The sequence below is a fragment of the Glycomyces niveus genome, from assembly GCF_017592475.1.
GTDB classification, from domain to species: Bacteria; Actinomycetota; Actinomycetes; order Mycobacteriales; family Micromonosporaceae; genus Glycomyces; species Glycomyces niveus.
The window spans coordinates 41,703-60,496 of record NZ_JAGFNP010000009.1; the positions used below are offsets into that span (position 1 = coordinate 41,703).

Annotated in this window: 14 protein-coding genes; 9 read left to right on the forward strand and 5 right to left on the reverse strand. The window is 72.3% G+C overall.

Annotation, left to right across the window (positions count from 1 at the left end):
* Window positions 1-23: 23 nt before the first annotated feature.
* Both J5V16_RS25555 and J5V16_RS16100 read left to right on the forward strand, forming a co-directional pair.
* A complete protein-coding gene (locus J5V16_RS25555) occupies window positions 24-1,163 on the forward strand; it encodes a sensor histidine kinase (protein WP_208497465.1) in 1,140 nt (379 codons plus the stop codon).
* Window positions 1,160-1,843 carry a response regulator gene (locus tag J5V16_RS16100; protein ID WP_208497466.1) on the forward strand — a complete coding sequence of 228 codons (684 nt, stop codon included), beginning with the start codon at window positions 1,160-1,162 and terminating at the stop codon, window positions 1,841-1,843. Before J5V16_RS25555 ends, J5V16_RS16100 begins: the two co-directional genes overlap by 4 nt.
* Here the strand turns inward: J5V16_RS16100 and J5V16_RS16105 are convergent.
* The 3 genes from J5V16_RS16105 to J5V16_RS16115 form a co-directional block, all read right to left on the reverse strand.
* Window positions 1,832-2,821 carry a lactonase family protein gene (locus tag J5V16_RS16105; RefSeq protein WP_208497467.1) on the reverse strand — a complete coding sequence of 330 codons (990 nt, stop codon included), beginning with the start codon at window positions 2,819-2,821 and terminating at the stop codon, window positions 1,832-1,834. The genes J5V16_RS16100 and J5V16_RS16105 overlap by 12 nt on opposite strands.
* Before the next feature lie 61 nt (window positions 2,822-2,882).
* Window positions 2,883-3,818 carry a nucleoside hydrolase gene (locus J5V16_RS16110; protein WP_208497468.1) on the reverse strand — a complete coding sequence of 312 codons (936 nt, stop codon included), beginning with the start codon at window positions 3,816-3,818 and terminating at the stop codon, window positions 2,883-2,885.
* Between the two features lie 38 nt (window positions 3,819-3,856).
* The gene (locus tag J5V16_RS16115) at window positions 3,857-4,942 is read right to left on the reverse strand and encodes a helix-turn-helix domain-containing protein (RefSeq protein ID WP_243901324.1); all 1,086 of its coding nucleotides are present in this window, start codon (window positions 4,940-4,942) and stop codon (window positions 3,857-3,859) included.
* 99 nt (window positions 4,943-5,041) lie between these two features.
* Between J5V16_RS16115 and J5V16_RS16120 the strand changes: the two genes are divergently transcribed.
* Window positions 5,042-6,301: an MFS transporter gene (locus J5V16_RS16120; RefSeq protein ID WP_208497469.1), complete on the forward strand. Its 1,260-nt coding sequence runs from the start codon at window positions 5,042-5,044 to the stop codon at window positions 6,299-6,301.
* Here the strand turns inward: J5V16_RS16120 and J5V16_RS16125 are convergent.
* On the reverse strand, window positions 6,274-7,164 hold the full coding sequence (locus tag J5V16_RS16125; protein WP_208497470.1) for a helix-turn-helix domain-containing protein: 891 nt from the start codon (window positions 7,162-7,164) through the stop codon (window positions 6,274-6,276). The genes J5V16_RS16120 and J5V16_RS16125 overlap by 28 nt on opposite strands.
* 67 nt (window positions 7,165-7,231) lie before the next feature.
* On the opposite strand from J5V16_RS16125, the gene J5V16_RS16130 reads away from it, so the two are divergent.
* Both J5V16_RS16130 and J5V16_RS16135 read left to right on the forward strand, forming a co-directional pair.
* A complete protein-coding gene (locus tag J5V16_RS16130; RefSeq protein ID WP_208497471.1) occupies window positions 7,232-10,627 on the forward strand; it encodes a DUF5107 domain-containing protein in 3,396 nt (1,131 codons plus the stop codon).
* Window positions 10,624-12,927, forward strand: coding sequence for a beta-galactosidase (locus J5V16_RS16135; protein ID WP_208497472.1), 2,304 nt, complete (start codon window positions 10,624-10,626; stop codon window positions 12,925-12,927). The genes J5V16_RS16130 and J5V16_RS16135 overlap by 4 nt, the downstream gene beginning before the upstream one ends.
* Here J5V16_RS16135 and J5V16_RS16140 read toward each other — a convergent pair.
* Complete coding sequence (locus tag J5V16_RS16140; RefSeq protein ID WP_208497473.1) at window positions 12,924-13,757, reverse strand: MBL fold metallo-hydrolase; 834 nt, start codon at window positions 13,755-13,757, stop codon at window positions 12,924-12,926. The genes J5V16_RS16135 and J5V16_RS16140 overlap by 4 nt on opposite strands.
* A 93-nt stretch (window positions 13,758-13,850) precedes the next feature.
* Between J5V16_RS16140 and J5V16_RS16145 the strand changes: the two genes are divergently transcribed.
* From J5V16_RS16145 to J5V16_RS16160, 4 genes are all read left to right on the forward strand, one after another.
* Entirely contained in the window at window positions 13,851-14,681 is an 831-nt protein-coding gene (locus tag J5V16_RS16145) for a sugar nucleotide-binding protein (RefSeq protein WP_208497474.1), read from the forward strand.
* Window positions 14,682-14,851: 170 nt separating this feature from the next.
* On the forward strand, window positions 14,852-16,327 hold the full coding sequence (locus J5V16_RS16150; RefSeq protein ID WP_208497475.1) for a family 43 glycosylhydrolase: 1,476 nt from the start codon (window positions 14,852-14,854) through the stop codon (window positions 16,325-16,327).
* Window positions 16,328-16,544: 217 nt separating this feature from the next.
* Complete coding sequence (locus J5V16_RS16155; protein WP_208497476.1) at window positions 16,545-17,207, forward strand: GAP family protein; 663 nt, start codon at window positions 16,545-16,547, stop codon at window positions 17,205-17,207.
* A gap of 272 nt (window positions 17,208-17,479) precedes the next feature.
* Window positions 17,480-18,790, forward strand: a complete 1,311-nt coding sequence (locus J5V16_RS16160; protein WP_208497477.1) for an extracellular solute-binding protein — start codon at window positions 17,480-17,482, stop codon at window positions 18,788-18,790.
* Window positions 18,791-18,794: the final 4 nt, after the last annotated feature.

Below are 18,794 nucleotides of genomic sequence, written 5' to 3' on the forward strand. Positions count from 1 at the left end.
CAACCGGACGCTACCGTTTCCTGGTGTCCACTCGCCGCCTCCTCGTCCTGGCCGATGCCGCCGTCGCCCTGGCCGTCACCGCCGTCTACCTGTCGTTCGCCGCGTACGGCGGTGGCGACGGGACGCCGGTCTTCACCGGACCCGCTTGGCTCGCATGGGTGACGGCGGCCGCGATCGGCCTGCCGGTCGCCGCCCGGCGGCGCTGGCCGGTGCCCGCCGCGGCGGTCGCCGTCACCGGCTGCGCCGCCGCCGCGGTGCTCGACTTCGCGCGCGAACCGTTCGTTCCCGCGGCCCTGGTGCTGTACGCGGTCGGCGCCTCCGTCGACCGCCGCCGGTCCGCGGTCGTCCTCGCCGCCGCGCTCGCGGTCCTGACGGCGGGCCTCGTCGTCGGCGTCTACCTGCACACGCCTTCAGAGACCCTGCCGGGCCTGCTCGTGCTGGCCGCGACGGTCGGGGCGGTCGCGGGCGGCGGTTGGGCGGCGGGCGTGGCGATGCGACACCGGCAGGCGGTGCGGCTGCGCGAGCAGGCCCGGGAGCGGGTGCGCGTCGTCGCCGAGGAGCGGCTGCGCATCGCCCGGGAGCTGCACGACATCGTCTCCCACAACCTCAGCCTCATCGCCGTGCAGGCGGGCGTCGCCAACCATGTGGCCGACGAGCAGCCCGAGCGAGCGCGGGAAGCGTTGCGCTCCATCGAATCCACGAGCAAGGGCGCGCTCGCGGAGATGCGCGGCGTCCTGGCCGTGCTGCGGACCGGCACCGCCGGGGACGCCGACCGGGCGCCCGCGCCGGGCCTTGCCGACCTCGCGCCGCTCGTCGAGGGCGCCCGCGTCGCGGGCGTCGCCGTGGCCAGCCGCGTCGACGTGCGGGAGCCGCTGCCGCCGGGCATCGCCCTCGCCGTCTACCGCATCGTCCAAGAATCACTGACCAATGTGGTCAAACATTCAGGAGGCGGGGCTTGCGAGGTGATCGTCCGCCGCGACGGCGGCCGCGTCACCGTCGAGGTCGCCGACGACGGCGGGCCGCGGCGGCACGACGGCGGTCACGGCCTGATCGGGATGCGCGAACGGGTCCTCATGTACGGCGGCACGTTCACCGCGGGGCCGAGCGGGCGCGGCTTCGCCGTCCGGGCGGTCCTGCCGGTCGAGAGCGGGGCGGCCCGATGACGGTGCGGGTGCTCATCGCCGACGACCAGGAGCTCGTGCGCGCCAGCTTCCGGCTGCTCATCGACTCCGCCCCGGGCCTTTCCGTCGTCGGCGAGGCCGGCTCGGGCGGCGAAGCGGTCGTCCTGGCCGGCGCCACGGTCCCCGACGTGGTGGTCATGGACGTGCGGATGCCGGGCATGGACGGCATCGAAGCCGCCCGCCGCATCGGTGCCGACCCCGCGCTGACGGCGGTGCGCGTCCTGATGCTGACCACCTTCGACCTCGACGAATACGTCTACGCCGCATTGCGGGCGGGCGCGAGCGGCTTCCTGCTCAAGGACACCTCGCCCGCGCTGCTCCTCGACGGCATCCGCACCGTCGCCGCGGGCGAAGGCATGCTCGCCCCCACGATCACCCGCCGCCTGATCGAGGAGTTCAGCCTCCGTCCCGAGCCCGGACCCGCGCCCGCGCGCCGCCTCGACGCGCTCACCGAACGCGAACGCGAAGTCCTCACCCTGATCGCTCGCGGCCTCAGCAACACCGAACTCACCGCCCGCCTCCACGTCAGCATGGCCACGGTGAAGACGCACGTCAGCCGCCTCCTCGCCAAGCTCCACGCCCGCGACCGCGCCCAACTGGTCATCACCGCCTACGAAACCGGCCTGGTCACCACAGGCGCGAACCCTGAGTCAGCTCTCTAGGGCCGCAACGCAGCTCACGCCCGGCACGGTCCACTCGGCGACCGGCGGACGCCTGCCCGAGGGGTCCACGCGCATGACCTCGCCGCCGTGCTGGCAGGCGACCAGGACGGACCCGTCCTCGGCGAGCACCGCATCCCGCGGCCATGCCGCACCGACCGGGACCGACCGCAGCAGCGCGCCCGCGGCAGGGTCGACCACCGCGAGCACATCAGGGCCGCGGACCGTGAGGTACACGAGACCGCGCGCCGGATCCGGTACGACCGCCGCCGGCAGCGACGCCGTCCCATTGCGGGGCAACGGCACCGGCGACCCGAACGCGAACCTCCCCGACCGCTCGTCGTACGCGCCGACCGCGAACGCGCCGGCGAGTTCCCCCGCGATCACCACCCGATCGCCCAGGAACGCCAGGTGCCGAGGACCGAACCTCGGCTCGAGCGGCGTCACCGCGACCGGGACGAGCTTCCCGTCCTCGCCGAGGTCGAACGCATGGACGCGGTCCGAACCCAAGTCGACCGCGAACACACGCTCTCCGCGACAGACCACTTGGTGCGCGTGCGGACCCGCCTGACGATCCGCATGCGGACCGGAACCCTCCAGCTCGACCACGTCTGCAAGCTCGCCGAGCACGCCGCCCTCGCCGACCGGCAGCACCGCGACCGTCGCGCCGCTACCGTCCGCCTTGCCGTAGTTGGCGACCAGCAGCCACCGCCCGCTCACATCGACCGCGCCGTGGCACGGGCTGCAACCGCCCGTGGACCGGTCCCGCCCGACATGTTCGAGCGCGCCGTCCTCGCCCAGGTGCCAGGCCGACGCCGAACCGGGCTCGGTCGAGGAACGGCTGAGCGCGTACACCGCTGCAGGTCCGACGACGACCCACGAGGGATCGGCCACCGCCGCCGCCGCACCGAGCCCGCCGGGCCCGGCCGTGACCAGGCCCGGTCCGCCCGCAGAAGTGAAGTCGCCGAGGAGATACCGCATGGCCGCGATCCTAACCGCCGCTGCGGACCTCGAGGCGACCGTCGAGCAGGGCCAGCTTGTCTCAGGTCAGGGCTTCGCGCAGGAACTCCCGGTAGACGGCGGCCGAGGCGCGCAGGGCGACGGTCGCGTTCGCGGGCTCGGGGCGCCACGGACGGGTGTCGACCAGGAGTTCGCCGAGGGTCCGGGCGCCGGAGGTCTCCACGCTCACATGGGCTTCGACCGCTTCGGTGAACAGGTCCGGGTGCGCCAGGTACGCGAGGCACATCGGGTCGTGGACGGGCGCCGCCGCGGTCGCTTGCGCTGAGCGGTCGGTCTCGAGGCGGTGCCGGACCAGGTCGGCCGCGGCCGCGCCGACCGTGGTCGACTCGAAGGCCGCGCAGTCGGCGGCGGTGAGCGGGGCGGAGTGCGTGGCGTCGAGCGGCACGATCACCACGTCACGGATACCGGCGCTCAGGACCGCTTCGGCCGCTTCGGGATCGGCCCAGAAGTTGAACTCGGCCGCGGCGGTGACATTGCCGTTCCCGTGTGCACCGCCCATGAGGACCAGCCGCGGGATGCGCGAGGCCAGCCGTGGTTCGAGCGCGAGCGCCAGCGCGACGTTGGTGAGCGGGCCGGTCGCCACGAGCGTCAGGTCGGCGTTCGCCTCGTCCATGAAGCAGTCGCGCAGGAACTCGACCGCGTGCCCCTCGCGCTTGGCCGAGACCGCCTCGGGCAGGCCCAGGCCGTGCTTCTGGAAGTCGCTGTCCTTGTTGAGGACGCGCCGCGGCACGGGCAGGTCCGACCTGACGAGCGGCCGGGCCGCGCCCTCGTAGACCGGGACGTCCGCGCCCGCGAGGTCGAGCGCGCGGAGGGTGTTGTCGGTGATGTGCTCGATCGCGACGTTTCCGCTCACGGTGGTGACCGCGACGAGTTCGAGCCCCGGATGCCGCACGCCCGCGAAGATCGCGACCGCATCGTCCGAGCCGGTGTCGCAGTCGAGGACGAACCTGACGGTCATGCTTCACTCCTTCCATTGCGGCGCATCGAATCCGAAGGCTAACGCAGGACCGCGCCCAGCAGGTCCGAACCCAGCGCCGTCAGGTCGGTGAGGTTGAGGCTGTAGCGGACATAGCGGCCGTGCCGCTGGAAGGTGAGCAGGCCCGCCCGGCGCAGGACGGCGAGGTGGCGGGAGACCTCGGGCGGCGAGAGCTCCCAGGCGTGGGCGAGTTCGCCGGTGGTGTGCGCGCCGCGGGCCAGGGTGCGCAGCAGCCGCAGCCGCACCGGGTGCGACAGCGCCTCCAGGCGCAGGGTGACCGTCTCGAGCGAGACCGACTCCGGCGCGTTCGGCTCGGCGACCGGGTACTGCACCACCGGCTGCCATCCCTTGGCGTAGACCGCCACCAGGTGCGGGCGGCCGAAGACGCTGGGGAGGAAGGTGATCCCGGCGTCGTCGGCGGCGGTCGCGGAGTCCTGCAGCTTGTCCACGACGATGGCACCGCCGTCGGGCGCCAGGGCGACCGCGCTGGAGACTGCTGCCAGCGCCGGCCCGATGCCCTTGCGCTGCAGCAGGTCGTGCTTCAGGCGCCGGTCGTCGGCGAGCCGCACGGCGACGCCCGACCAGGCGGCGTCGAAGAACGCCTCGGCGCACGCTTCGAGGGTCTCGCGCACCCGCGCCCGCACCGCCGCGGGGTCGGCCAGGAGCCGTTCCGCGAAGGCCTCCTGGACTGCGCCGCGGGCTTGCGCGAGGGCGAGCGCCCGGTCGCGGGCCGTCGCGTCGGCGAGCGGCGACGGGGCGTTGAAGCGGACCCGGTTGCTGCCGCAGGTGGTGACGAGCGCGGCGGTCGCGTAGGCCTCGTCGTCGATCCGGTCCACGTCGTCGAGCTCCTCGGCCAGCGTCGGCCGGGGGCGGGCGGGCACCAGGAAGTCCGCCCGTGAAGAGCGCCAGAGGAACTCCGCCTCCTTGAGCCGCTCGGCGAGCTCCGGCGGCAGGGTCGCCCAGACGCTCCCGGCCCAGCCGACGTGCCGCGGGTGGTGCGAGGGTTCGGCCAGCACATGGAGCATCGCGGTCAGCTCGGCCAGCGGGGAGACGGAGAACCGCAGCCGCCCGGGCGGCAGCCCGCCGATGTCGATCCTCAACGCCATGCGCTCATTCTCGCCGGTCGCAGGGCCGGGGACCGCATCGGTTGACGAACTCCGTCAATCGACGCGGGCGAGCCGGGGGCCGGACGCAACGTTGGGGCCATGCCAACCGCCATCGAGTCCCGGCCCCGCGCCCTCGTCCGCGCCTCCGGAGGACCCCGTTACGCCGTTGCCCTCGCCGTGGACGCCCTCGGCACCGGACTGCTGCGACCCTTCCTGCTCCTCTATGGAGTGACCGTGCTCGGCCTGTCCGCGCCCGTCACCGGCATCGCCATGACCGCCGGGATCGTCGTGGCCCTCGCGTGCACGCCCTTCGTGGGCCGCTGGCTCGACCGCGGCGCCCGCAGCACCGTCGTGGCGGCCTCGATGCTGGTCCGGGTGGCCGGCGTGGCGCTGCTGCTCGCCGCCCCCGCCGGGAACGTCGCGATGTTCACGGCGGCGGCGCTCTTCCTCGGCGTCGGCAACCAGGCGTGGCCCGCCGCCCACGCGGCCCTGGTCGCCACCGTCGCGCACGGCCGCGAACGCGACGCCGCCCTCGCCGCCGGGCGCGCGCTCCGCAACGGCGGCATGGGCGTCGGCGCGCTCCTCGCGATCGCCTTCCTGACCGGCGGCGCCACCGCCCTGCAGGCGCTGGCGGCCGTCACCGGCGTGGCCTACCTCGCGGCGGCCGCCCTGACCTGGTCGGTCCGCTCGCGCGCCGACACGGCCGAGGCCGAAGCAGGGGAGCAGGTCCAGGGGCCGCCGCCCAAGATGCGCACGCTCCTGACCGCCAACGTCGTCTACACCTTCTGCCTCAACGTCCCCGAAATCGCCCTCCCCCTGGTCCTGGTGACCCAGCTGGACGCCTCCCCGGCGTGGTCGGCGGTCGTCTTCATCGCGAACACGGTCATGGTGGTCGCCCTGCAGGTGCCGGTCACCGTCCTGATGTCCCGCTACCCCCGCCGGTCCGTGCTGGCCCTCAGCGGTGCGGTCCTCGCCGCCTCCTACCTCGGCTTCCTCGCGGCGAGCCTCCTCGGGCACGGCTGGGCCGCCCCGGCCATCGTGGCCGTGTCCCTGATCTGCAACCTCGGCGAGATCCTGTACGCGGGCAGCGCCACCGCGCTCGTCACCGCCCTCGCCCCGTCGCACGCGATGGGCCGCGCCCTCGCCCGCTTCCAGTTCTCCACCGGCCTCGGCCTCGCCGTCTCCCCGGCCGCCATCACCGCCCTCGCGGCGATCGGCCCGGCCGCCCTCTGGGGCGGCCTCGCCGCCGCGACCCTCGCGGCCGCCGGCGCCGTCGCCACCGAACGGGAAGCGCGATCGGCGGGTCCGATGAGGATCAGCCGGCGTCGCGTTCAGGTCCCCGCCGGACGCTCCCGGTAAGCCGTCGGGGTCATGCCGTGCGTGCGGGAGAACTGGCGGGAGAAGTACATCGGGTCGTCGTAGCCGACTTCGCGGGCGACCGAGGCGATCGGGAGGTCGGTGCCGTCGAGGAGTTCGCGGGCGCGGGCCATGCGGAGCTGGACCTGGAACTGCAGCGGCGAGACGCCCAAGTGCTCGCGGAAGAGGGAGCTGAGCTGCGAGGCGCTGAGCCCCACCATCGAAGCCAGGGCGGTCACCGACGTGCGGCGCGGCGCGGTGGCGCGCAAGTGGTCGACGGCCCGTTCGAGCGGGTTGAGGGCCGGGCCGGGGTTCCGGCGGCCGGTCGCGATCACGTGCGCGAGCGCGTGCCAGGCCGCGCCCGACGCCCGGATGAGCGCCGACAGGGTCGGGCCCGAGTCGAGGGCGTCGATCACTTGCGAGAGCAGGCTCGCCACCGGCGCCGGATCGCGCAGATGGGTCACGCGCCCGCCCGCCGCCGCCTGCGCGGTCCGGACCAGGTCCGCGGCGTCGGCACCGGTGAAATGGCACCACCAGAGGGTCCAGGGATCCTCGTCGGAGGCGCCGTACGCGTGCGGGCGCTCGGCGGGCAGGAGGACCACGCCGCCGCGCGAGACGGTGAAATCGGCGCCCTCCGACCGGCACCAGCCCTCGCCGTCGGTGCAGACCAGCAGCAGGTGCTGGCCCGCGCCGCGCGGCCGCGAGCGGCCGTGCCGGGCGGCGTGTGGAAAGTATCCGGCGTCCGTCACCAGGAGCTTCCCCGCCACCGGATGCCGCAGCGCCTGGTCGACGGCCGCGCGGGGCACGACCAGCATGCGCTGGCCCGCGAACCCCTCCCTGACGCCGTCGGCATCGGTAACGATCATCGGTTCGTCCATATCCGCTAGTGAAATGACCATCGACAGGCATGTCAAGTCTTCATAGGCTCGGAACATGCCAACCGAAGAGTCGAGGATCGTCCTGCCTGACGCCCCCGCGGAGCTCACCGACCGGCCCGTGCGCGCCTGGCGCCGTCCGGTCGCGATCGACGCCTACGCGCCCGCCGCGCCCGACCGCTACCCGGCCTACCTGGACCAGCGCGTCTACCAGGGCTCCTCGGGGGCGGTCTATCCGCTGCCGTTCATCGACGCGGTCTCGCGCGAGAAGGCCCCGCGCGACTGGGACGCGATCCACCTCGAGAACGAGTACGTGCGGCTGATGATCCTCCCGGAACTCGGCGGACGAATCCACATCGGACTCGACAAGACCCGCGGGTACGACTTCTTCTACCGCAACGACGTCATCAAGCCCGCCCTCGTCGGCCTCGCCGGGCCCTGGATCTCCGGCGGCGTGGAGTTCAACTGGCCCCAGCACCACCGCCCCGCCACGCACCTGCCCGTCGAGGCGCTGATTGAGCACGAAACCGATGGGGCCGTGACGGTCTGGTGCTCCGACCACGACCCGTTCGCGCGCATGCAGGGCATGCACGGCATCCGGCTGCGGCCGGACAGCGCCGTGATCGAGCTGCGCGGCCACCTGGTCAACCGCACCGATGAGGTGCAGACGTTCCTGTGGTGGGCCAACGTCGCCGCCGAAGTCCATGACGACTACCAGTCGTTCTTCCCCACGGACGTGCGCGTGGTCGCCGACCACGCCAAGCGCGCCACCACGACTTTCCCTGCGGCCCAAGGCCGCTACTACGGCGTCGACTACCCCGCGCAGCGGACGGAGGATCGCCCTGACGGCGACCGGCTCGACTGGTACCGCAACATCCCGGTACCGACCTCGTACATGTGCATCGTGACCGAGGACGACTTCTTCGGCGGGTACGACCACGCTGCTCGCGCCGGGTTCGTGCACTGGGCCGACCACCGGATCGCGCCCGGCAAGAAGCAGTGGACCTGGGGCAACGCGCCTTTCGGGTGGGCCTGGGACGCGCACCTGACCGACACCAACGGCCCGTACGTGGAGCTCATGGCCGGAGTCTTCACCGACAACCAGCCCGACTTCGCGTTCCTCAAGCCCGGCGAGACGAAGACCTTCTCGCAGTACTGGTACCCGATCCAGGACACCGGTCCCGTCCACCAGGCCACTTTGGACGCCGCGGTCAGGCTCGACGTCGACGGTCGCCGAGTGCGGATCGCGGCGGCGGCGACCTCGCCCCGCCCCGGTGCGCGCCTCCTGCTGCGAGCCGACGGCCGCGTCATCCGCGAGATCGTCGCGGACCTCGCCCCGGGTGCCCCCCTGATCGAGGAGTTCGACCTCGACACCGGAGGCGAGCAGGAAGGCGCGGCTCCCGGAACCGACCTGGAACTCGCCGTCGAGCACGGCGGCGAAACGCTCGTGTCCTGGCGGCCCCGGCCCGGGCACACCGCACCGGCCACTGCCGATTCCGCCACCGAACCGCTTGCGCCCGAAGCGATCCCATCGGTCGACGAGCTCTACCAGACCGGCCTCCACCTTGACCAGTACCGGCACGCCACCCGCTCGCCCGAACCGTACTGGGCCGAGGCACTGCGCCGCGACCCCGGCGACGCCCGCACCAACACCGCGCTCGCGACCCGCCGCCTCAAAGCCGGCCTGCTCGACGAGGCCGAAGCCCTGCTGCGCACCGCGGTCGAGCGCCTGACCCGCCGCAATCCGAACCCGCGCGACGGCGAGGCCCACTACAAGCTCGGCCTCGTGCTCACCCGCCAAGGCCGCGCCACCGAAGCCCGCGAAGCCTTCGGAAAGGCCCTGTGGGACCAGGCCTGGGGCGACGCCGCCGCCGTCGCCACCGCCCGACTCGACCTCGCCGAAGGCCGCGACGCCACGGCAGGACTCGCCGCCGTGATCGAACGCAGCCCCCGCCACGTCCAGGCCCGCAACCTCGCCGCCGTCGCCGCACTGCGAACCGGCGACATCGCCGCGGCCGGCGACCTCGTGCGCGGCACCCTCCGCGACGACCCGCTCGACGCCTGGGCCCGCGACCTCGCCGTGCGACTCGACTTCGAAGCGGAGCCGACCACCGACCCGACCATCGCCTTGGACGTCGCCCTCGAATACCGATCCATCCGTGAGGACGAGGCCGCGATCGACCTCCTCACGACCGCTGCGACGCTGGACCCGGCCCACGGCCAGGTCAACGTCGCGCCGATCGCCTGGCTCCACCGCGCCGACCTCGAGTTCGAACGCGACGACACCGAATCGGCCGATGCCGCGCTGCAACACGTCCACGGCCTCGACCGCACCTGGTGCTTCCCCTCGCACACCGAAGACGACGCCCTCGCGCGCCTCCGCGGGCACCGCCCGGACGACCCGGTCCTCGCCGCGCTCGCCGGACACCGCCGCTACGCCGCAGGCCGCCGCGAGGAGGCCATCGCCGCCTGGGAGACCGCTGCCGACCACGGCGACCCGGTGGTGCTGCGCAACCTCGGGGTCGCCGCCCACAACGTCCAGGGCGACCCCGAACGCGCCGCGCACTGGTACGCGCTGGCCCGCGCCGCCGCGCCCGATGACGCCCGCCTGCTCTTCGAGGCCGACCAGCTCGACGGCCGACGAGGTCTCGATCCCGCCGAACGCGTTGCCGCCCTTGAGAGCCGGCGAGACCTCGTGGGCGCGCGCGACGACCTGTCCGTCCAGTTCGCCGAGCTGCTGACCGCCGTCGGCCGTCCGGAAGAGGCTGTCGGCGTGCTCTCCGGCCGGGCGTTCCAGCCCTGGGAAGGCGGCGAGGGCCGGGTGCTCGCCGCGTGGGAAGTCGCGCATCTCCTCCTCGCCCGCAATGCGATCGGAAGCGACCCGCAGCGCGCGGTCGTCCATGCCGGGGCCGCTCTGGAGCCGCCGCGCAGCCTCGGCGAGGCCCGCCATCCCCTCGCCAACACCGCCGACCCGCAACTCGTCCTCGGTGACGCCCTCTCAGCGGCAGGGGAGGCGCTCGCCGCGCGCGCCGCCTGGGAGCAGGCCGCCGCGCAAGAGGGCGACTTCCAAGGGATGCGGGTACAGGCCTACTCCGAGCACACCGCCGCTGCGGTCACCGCGCTGCGCCGCCTCGGCAAGCGCGGCGCCGCGACCGCCTTGCGCGACGACCTCGAGCGGTACATCGCCGAGCAGGCCCAGGCGGTGGCGGCGGTCGACTACTTCGCGACATCCCTGCCGACCATGCTGCTGTTCGCCGTGGACACTCAGGCCATCCATGAGACGCGTGTGCTCGTCCTCCGCGCCCAGCTCGCGCTCCTGGACGGCGACACGGAAGGGGCCGCGGACCTCGCGCGCCGCGTCCTCGCCCGCGACCCCCTCAACCCCTACGCGCGCACCGCAGCCTCACCGAAGACGCCGACACCCACCCCGAGCCTGCTCAAAGGAGCGACATGAACGCCCACGAACTGCGGGTCCTCCCTCCCGTCCCGCCCCTCCGCAGGCACTTGCCGTTCGGCGATGCCGCGGGCACACCCGACCGGATCGAGGTCACCAGCCGGTGGTTCGAGCGCGGCGGCCGCCCGTGGATGCCGATCACCGGCGAGATCCACTACTCCCGCATCCCGCGCGAACGCTGGAGCGAAGTGCTCGGCCACGCCCGCGCCGGCGGCCTCGATTCGATCGCGACGTACGTGTTCTGGCGCGTCCACGAGCCCGAGCAGGGCCGCTTCGACTGGACCGGGAACCGCGACCTGCGCGCGTTCATCGAGCTCGCCGCCGCGCACGGCCTCGACATGATCGTCCGCCTCGGCCCGTGGGGCCACGGAGAGTACCGCTACGGCGGCTTCCCCGAATGGCTCGTCGAACGCGACGACCTCCGCACCCGCACCGACGACCCGGCCTACCTCGAACTGGTGCGACCCCTCTACGCGCAGATCATCGCGCAACTCAAGGGCCTCACCCACAACGAGGGCGGCCCGATCATCGGCGCCCAGGTCGACAACGAGCTCTACGACCAGCCCGACCACCTCGCGACCCTCCGCGAGATCGCCGAGGAATCCGGCCTGCTGGTGCCGATGTGGACGGCCACCGGATGGGGCGGCGCGCAGGTGCCCGACACGCTCCTGCCGCTCTACAGCGCCTACTCCGAGGGGTTCTGGGAGGACTCGACCGTCGAGTGGCCCGCCTTCGCGCCCTTCCACTTCCGCTACTCCGAGGTCCGCGACGACCTCACGGTGGGAGCCGACCTCCGCGAAGCGCTCGACGGGATCGCCACCGAGTCCACCGAACCGCTCGAGCATGACGACCGGACCCCGTTCGCCACCTGCGAACTCGGCGGCGGCATGCACGTCGCCTACCACCGCCGCCCGCTCGTCTCCCCCGAAGACGTGGCGAACCTGGCGCTCGCCAAGATCGGCTCCGGCTCGGCCTGGCAGGGCTACTACATGTACGCCGGCGGCATGCAGCGCACCGGAGCCCAAGGGACCGAACAGGAATCGCACGCCACCGGCTACCCCAACGACGTCCCGCAGCTGACCTACGACTTCCACGCGCCGATCGGCGCGCACGGCCAGATCCGCCCGCACCACCACTACCTGCGCCGCCAGCACCTCTGGCTGCGCGAGGAGGGCCACCGGATCGCGACCATGGCCTCCACCGTGGGCGGCGGCAGCGCCGATCCGGAGGAGCTGCGGTGGGCCGTCCGCTCCGACGGCCGCAGCGGCTACCTGTTCGCCACCACGTACCAGCCGCCCAAGCGGCCCATCGCCGCCCAGCCGGGCGTCCAGTTCACCGTCCGCTTCGATGAGGGCGAGGTGACCGTTCCGGCCGCACCGATCGACCTCCCCGCCGGCGTCTCGGTGGCTTGGCCGCTGCGCTACCCGCTCACCGCCGACCTCGAATTGCGCAGCGCCACAGCGCAACTGCTCACCCGGATCGACGACCTCGTCGTCCTGGCCGCGACGGACGGCGTCCCGGTCGAGATCGTCCTCGGCGACGGCACAGTCCTCGACCCGCCCGCGCCGCCCGGCCCCGACTGCCGCATCGACCTCGACGGCGTGAGCCTCCTGGTGCTCGACGACGCGAGCGCGAACCGCCTCTACCGACTCCCGTTCGCCGGCCGCGACCGCCTCATCCTCTCCGACGCCCCCGTCCACCTCGACAACGGCGACCTCATCGTCCGACCTGACACCGAGTACGCCGCGATCGCGATCCTCCCCGCACCGACCGCACTCAAAGCCGAAGGCGGCCGACTCGCAGCCGACACCGGCGACGGTCCTTGGGCGACCTGGACGCTCACCGCGGCACACGCCGGTGCGATCCCGGTCCCGGTCGAACCGCCCGGATCCGCCACCGCACCCGAACCGCGCCGCGGCGGCCCCATGGACCGCCTCAGCGCTCCGACCGACTACACGGGCGCGGCTACCGTCCACATCGAGGTGCCGGACTTCGGCGACGCCGATCGCGCCCTGCTGCGCCTCGAGTGGACCGGCGACACCGGCCGCGCCTACATCGGCGACACGTTCGTCAGCGACCACTTCTGGCACGGCCGCGACTGGGACATCGACCTGACCCCGCACCGCGACGTCGTCGCCCGGCACGGCGTCCGGCTCGAACTCCTCCCGTGGCGGGGCGCCACCGGCGTCTGGGTCGACCCGTCGGTCCGCGACATCGAGGACGGCATCGCGATCCGCTCCGCCGCGATCGTCAGGATCGGCAGCGTCCGCCTCAGTGCCGCAACGTCGGCGGTTCCCTAGGCGGGGGCCGCGTGTTCGTGGCGCTCGGCGAGGCGCCTGACCTGGTCGGTGCTGATGTCGGTCGTCCACTCCCAGCCGGGCTTGGCGGTCGGGCCGACGCGCGGGTCCTCGGGGACGTCCCCTTCTTGCAGCGTGAGGACGTAGGCCCGGTCCCGGTCGATGCGAGCGCGCAACTCGTCGGCGCCGCCGACCGAGCCGTGGCCGGGGATCATGACGTCGACCTCGCCGGCCACGGCCTCGAGCCGCCGCAGACCGACCAGGTACTCCTCGGTCGGGTCGTTGGCGTCGTTCAACGTGTCGAGGTTCGGGACCAGGACGTCGGAGAGCATGTCGCCGGCGATGAGCACACCGCGGTCCCCGACGAGCAGCGCCGCATGGCCCGGGGCGTGCGCCGGGTGCTCGATGATGCGGACTCGCGGCCCGTCCCAAGGGAACTCGGTCGTGCCGGCGGGCAGGCCGGTGATGAGGCCGAACAGGTCCAGCGGGGTCTCGTCCGCGATCTCCGGCGGCAGGGCCGCGGCGGCGAGGGCCTGCCAGTCCGGGTTCGAACGGAAGTCCCGCATGAACGCCGCGCAGCGGGCGGTGCCGTAACGCGGCGCTTCGCCGAGGTCGGGGTGCCAGAGCACGTGGTCCCAGTCGGGGTGCGTCGCGAATCCCGCCGCGACGGTCTGGCCCGACTCGCGCAGATCGCTTGCGAGGCAGGCCATTTCGGCCTCGGTCAGCCCGGGGTCGACGAGCAGTGCGCCGGTCGGGCCCTGCACGACGACGGCGTTGTTCTCCAGCAACGCGCTCTGGTGGGTGAACACGCCCTCCGCGACCTGGCTCAGCATCGAACTCCTCCTCGGGACGGTCGGCGACCGCTCCTCGCAGGACGGCCGCGGCGATCACTCATGCGACAATCGTAGAGAGGAAGGGGGCCGGTCGTGACGGACAACCGCGATGCCCCGGTGCTCCTCTTCGGCTGCGGCAAGGTCGGCACCCGGCTCGGGGAAGCGCTCGTCGAATCCGGCCGCCCGGTGTTCGCGGTGCGACGCGATGCCGCCGCTCTCCCCGACTCGTTCACGGGTATCGCCCTCGACTACCGCCGGCCCTTCAACGCGGCGCTCCCGGCCGTCGATTCGATGGTCGTCACCCTGACCCCGGACCGGTCCGATTCGCCCGACCTCGTGACCCCGCTGCGACGCCTCGCCAAGGCGCTGCCCGCGCTGCCGCAGCGCGTGATCCTGGTGTCCTCGACCCGCGTGTTCGACGGGGACCCCGGCCTGCGGACCCTCACCGAGGACGACGCGCCGAACCCCGCGAGCCCGCGCGCGCAGGCCCTCCTGGACAGCGAGAACGAGGCCCGCCGCCTGTTCGGCGCCGTCGTCCTGCGCCCGGCGGGCATCTACGGGCCGGGCCGCGAGCACCTCATCCGCCAGGTCGCGCGCGGCGTCCCGATCGACCGCGCCCGGCGCACCAACCGCATCCACGAGAGCGACCTGGTGCGGGCGCTCCACGAACTGCTCCGGACGCCCACGCCGCCTATGACAATGCACGCCACCGACGACCACCCGGCCACCAGCGGCGAGGTCGCCGACCACATCGCCCGGCTGCTCCAGGTGCCGCCGCCGCCCGCGCTGCCCACCGACCCCAGTGGACACGTGCTCTCGGGCGAGCGGCTCGCGACCCTCCTCGGGCCGCTGCTGTACCCCGACTACCGCGCGGGCTATGACGCGATCATCGCGGCCGCAGGCCCCGAGCGCTGGCGCGACTGAGGCGGCGCGCATCTACATCGTTGCAACCCCCCGTTGTGTTATCGGTAAAACTCGGATACGCTACCAGTCCTTGTACATCGATAAAAAGGAATACCCGGATGTCATCGAGGCTGTGCGCCGCCGATGCGTCCCCTCCCTCACACTGCGATCACTCCGCTTGGAGCAGCACCATGTCCAGAACCCTCACCCGCGGACGCGCGCTCGTCGCGTTCGTTCTCATATCCGCCCTCGCGGCCTTCGGGCTGTCGATCGCGACCGCGAAGCCCGCCAGGGCCGCGATCGCGACCGGCACCTGGTTCACCGTCACGAGCGCCCACTCCGGCCTGGCGCTCGACATCCAGAACGCCTCGACCACCGCGGGCGCGCCACTGAACCAGTACACCCCCAACCAGTGCACCTGCCAGCAGTTCCAGTTCGTCGCCGTCGGCGGCGGCTATTACAAGATCCAGGCCCGCCACTCCAACCAGGTCCTGGAGGTGTACGAGTGGAACGCCGCCGACGGCGCCACCATCGCCCAGTGGACCGACCTCGGCGGGACCAACCAGCAGTGGTCCGTGACCGAGCACGCCGACGGCACCTTCAGCTTCATCAACCGCTTCTCCGGCAAGGCCCTCGACCTCTGGGAGTGGTCGACCACCGCCGGCGCGCGCATCTCCCAGTACGCCTACAACGGCCTGAACGCGCAGAAGTGGCGCCTCGCCGCCGTCCCGGCATCCGGCGAGCCTACGGTCTCGAACCCGCTGCGCTCCAACGGGGCCGACCCGTGGATCGAGTACTGGAACGGCTACTACTACATGTCCACGACCACATGGGACTCCACGGTCACCATGCGCCGCGCGACGACCCTGAACGGGCTCAAGAACGCGGCGGACACGGTCGTCTGGAACGACGCGGGCAACGCGAGCCGCTGCTGCTCGCACTGGGCGCCGGAGTTCCACCGCATCGACGGCGTCTGGTACCTGATGTACACCTCGGGGAACTCGCAGACGAACTTCGACGGCCAGAAGCTCCACGTCCTCCGCTCGACCTCCTCGACCCCCATGGGGCCGTATGAGTTCATGGCCACCCCGCTGCCGAACCAGTGGAACATCGACGGCTCCTACCTGCAGGTCAACGGGCAGCTGTACCTGATGTGGTCCGAGTGGGTGGGCGCCGACCAGTCCATCCGCATCGCCGCGATGTCGAACCCGTGGACCGTCACCGGTTCGCACACGACGATCTCCAAGCCCACCTACAGCTGGGAGATCCAGGGGGGCAGGACGAACGAGGCCCCGGCGGTCCTCCAGCGGGGCGGCCGGACCTTCGTGACGTTCTCCGCGTCCTCGTGCAACACGCCCGACTACAAGCTCGGCCTGCTGGAGCTCACCGGCTCGAACCCGCTCTCGGCCTCCTCCTGGACGAAGACCTCGACGCCCGTCCTGCAGCAGGGCGGCGGCTCCTTCGGCCCCGGCCACAACGGGTTCTTCACTTCGCCTGACGGCACCGAGGAGTGGCTGGTCTACCACGCCAACACCTCGTCCAGCCAAGGTTGCGGCTCCACCCGCGAGACCCGCGTCCAGCCGATCACCTGGAATGCCAATGGCACCCCGAACTTCGGCACCCCGCTTCCCCGGGGCGTCGTGATCGAGGCTCCCTCGGGCGAGTGAACGGACGGATTGTCGGCGGACCCCCCCCCGCGCGGGGGGGGCGCCGCCGCCCGGCCTGCCCGGGCGCGCCGCGGCGGCGGCCGTCAAGCCTCCACGCGGTGCCGGTGCGGCGGCGGGTATCGGTACTGTGCGGACGGGCGGCACGGGCCGCCCTCGACGCGGCGGGAGCGCCGTCGACCGGGAGGGGATCGCGCATGGGCCAGCGGGGCGGTGCCCGGTGACGGGCGGGCTGCTGTGGGGTTTGACGGGGCTGGCGCTGCTGGACTCGGTGAACGCGGCCACGATCTGGATCGTCATCGTGATCCTGCTCGGCGCGAAGCGCCCCGCGCCCACCGGGTGGGCGTTCATGCTCGGCGCGGCCGTGTCGTTCCTGGCCTTCGCCTTGATGTTCTACTTCGGACTCTCGTTCGCGGACTCGATGCTGGACGACTTCACGCTGTGGCTGCGCCGCCTGCTGTTCGCCGGGCTGGCGGTGGCGCTGACCGTGATGGGCGTTCGCCGGCTCCGGCCGCGCGAGCGCAAGGGCTTCGCGCTGCCGCCGTGGGTGAACGCCTGGAGCGCGCTGCCGTTCGGCGTGCTCGCCACGATCGGCGACCTGCCCAACGCGTTCCCGATGGTCCTGGCCGTCGAGCGCCTCATCGCCGCCGACGTCTCCGCGCCGCTCGCGGTCCTCGTCCTCGTCGGCTACACCTTCGTCTACGCCCTGCCTTCGGCGCTGATCCTCGCGGCCGGGCTGGCGTTCAACGAGGAGCTGCGCGACCAGCTCGAGTCGATGCTGAGCGGCCACACCGGTACCGTCGGGCCGAGTCCGAAGACGGCCGCCGCGTGCTTCGCGGGGGCCGCCGCGAGCCTCGCCGTACTGGTCCTCTGGGTCGGCTGACGGTCAGCGCGCCAAGCGGTGCAGGCGCTCGAGCCGGTCCCCACGGCTTGTGAACGTGCACGCGAAATCCTGGGATTCTTGGGGTCCAAGAGGCGAGATCTCGGCCGCCCGTGATGGAACTGCAATCATTTTAACGTTTTACAGTCGGGCATTTAGTTTATTTGGTACAGAAGCGGCTTGCATTCAGTGATGCATGTCGCTATTTTTATGCAAACGTTCACAGCTGCCGGGCGATCGGCGGCGTGATCCCTCAACGGAGACAAGGACACGCGATGCGAGGCAGAGGAGTTGCCGCCGCCGCGGCGGCGGCAGTGCTGGGACTGGCCGGGTGCGGCGGACCGGCCGAGGAGGAGCGGGCCTCCGAACTGGAGTGGGACGCCGAGGCCGGGCAGTACGTCATCGAGGAGGACATCGCCTCCGGTGCAGTGCCGCTGAAAGTCTGGTTCGAAGAGGACTACCTCGCTGAGGCCGTCATCGCCGCCTTCAAGGAGGAGTTCAAGGACGAGTACCCGGACATGGAGATCGAGTACGAGCTCGTCGCCAAGAACGACGCGGTCGAGAAGATGTCGCTCGCGGGCGAGGCCGGGAACGGCGCCGACGTCTACATGAGCTTCTACGACCAGGTCGCGCGCGCCGTCGACGACGGCACCGCCGCGCCGATGGGGGAGTACACCGGCGTGCTCCAGGAGCGGATCAGCGAGGCCTTCACCAGCGTCGTCACGGTCGAGGACCAGATGCACGCCGTGCCCGTGACCACCGAATCGCTCGCGCTCATCTACAACGCCACGCTGCTCGAGGAGCTGACCGGCTCCGATCAGCCGGCCGCGACATGGGAGGAGATCCGGTCGCTCGCCGCCGATTATAACGATCCATCATTGAACCGGTGGACGCTGCGCATGTCCACCGCCGAGATCTACCGGGCCTACCCGATCCTCTCCTCCGCGGGCTGGCAGGTGTACCCCGACGGCGATGTGGACGCCCCCGGGTTCGACGACCCGGCCCTCACCGGCGCGCTCGACTACTACGCTGGCCTGCGCGAGCTCTACGACGTGCCCAGCGCCGACAGCACCTGGGAGACCATCGAAGAGGCCTTCGCCAAGGGCGAGACACCGTACGTCATCACCGGCCCCTGGAGCTTCTCGCTCTTCGACACCGGCGCCGCCGAGAACGGCTTCGAGTACGGCGTGACCACGCTGCCGGGCATCGAAGGCGGCGAGCCCGCGGGCTCCTTCGCAGGGATGCACGTCGCGGTCGTCTCCGGCTACTCCGAACATCCCGCCGCGGCCAGGGTCTTCGCGAACTTCATGGCCTCCGACGCGGGCGCCGCCGCCGTCTACGGTGCGACGGGCCAGATCCCGGCGATCGACGGCGACCTGCTCTCGGGGATCGAGGGCATCGCCGACGACCCGCACGTGGCCGGCGTCGTCGCCCAGTCCGCGAACGCCGAACTCATTCCTCAAGTGCCCCAGTACTTCTGGGAAACCGGCAACACCATGGTCATCGACGTCTGGGACGGCCTCTCCGATGCCGCGGCGGCGCAGGAGAAGGCCGACGCCAGCTACAGCGAACTGCACGGACTGTAGGGAC

What these genes read in the sequence shown, in the direction of transcription:
- J5V16_RS16100 (WP_208497466.1), top strand. Translation starts at nt 1,160, where the DNA reads ATGACGGTGCGGGTGCTCATCGCCGACGACCAGGAGCTCGTGCGCGCC.
- J5V16_RS16105 (WP_208497467.1), bottom strand. Translation starts at nt 2,821, where the DNA reads ATGCGGTATCTCCTCGGCGACTTCACTTCTGCGGGCGGACCGGGCCTG.
- J5V16_RS16110 (WP_208497468.1), bottom strand. Translation starts at nt 3,818, where the DNA reads ATGACCGTCAGGTTCGTCCTCGACTGCGACACCGGCTCGGACGATGCG.
- J5V16_RS16115 (WP_243901324.1), bottom strand. Translation starts at nt 4,942, where the DNA reads ATGGCGTTGAGGATCGACATCGGCGGGCTGCCGCCCGGGCGGCTGCGG.
- J5V16_RS16120 (WP_208497469.1), top strand. Translation starts at nt 5,042, where the DNA reads ATGCCAACCGCCATCGAGTCCCGGCCCCGCGCCCTCGTCCGCGCCTCC.
- J5V16_RS16125 (WP_208497470.1), bottom strand. Translation starts at nt 7,164, where the DNA reads ATGATCGTTACCGATGCCGACGGCGTCAGGGAGGGGTTCGCGGGCCAG.
- J5V16_RS16130 (WP_208497471.1), top strand. Translation starts at nt 7,232, where the DNA reads ATGCCAACCGAAGAGTCGAGGATCGTCCTGCCTGACGCCCCCGCGGAG.
- J5V16_RS16135 (WP_208497472.1), top strand. Translation starts at nt 10,624, where the DNA reads ATGAACGCCCACGAACTGCGGGTCCTCCCTCCCGTCCCGCCCCTCCGC.
- J5V16_RS16140 (WP_208497473.1), bottom strand. Translation starts at nt 13,757, where the DNA reads ATGCTGAGCCAGGTCGCGGAGGGCGTGTTCACCCACCAGAGCGCGTTG.
- J5V16_RS16150 (WP_208497475.1), top strand. Translation starts at nt 14,852, where the DNA reads ATGTCCAGAACCCTCACCCGCGGACGCGCGCTCGTCGCGTTCGTTCTC.
- J5V16_RS16160 (WP_208497477.1), top strand. Translation starts at nt 17,480, where the DNA reads ATGCGAGGCAGAGGAGTTGCCGCCGCCGCGGCGGCGGCAGTGCTGGGA.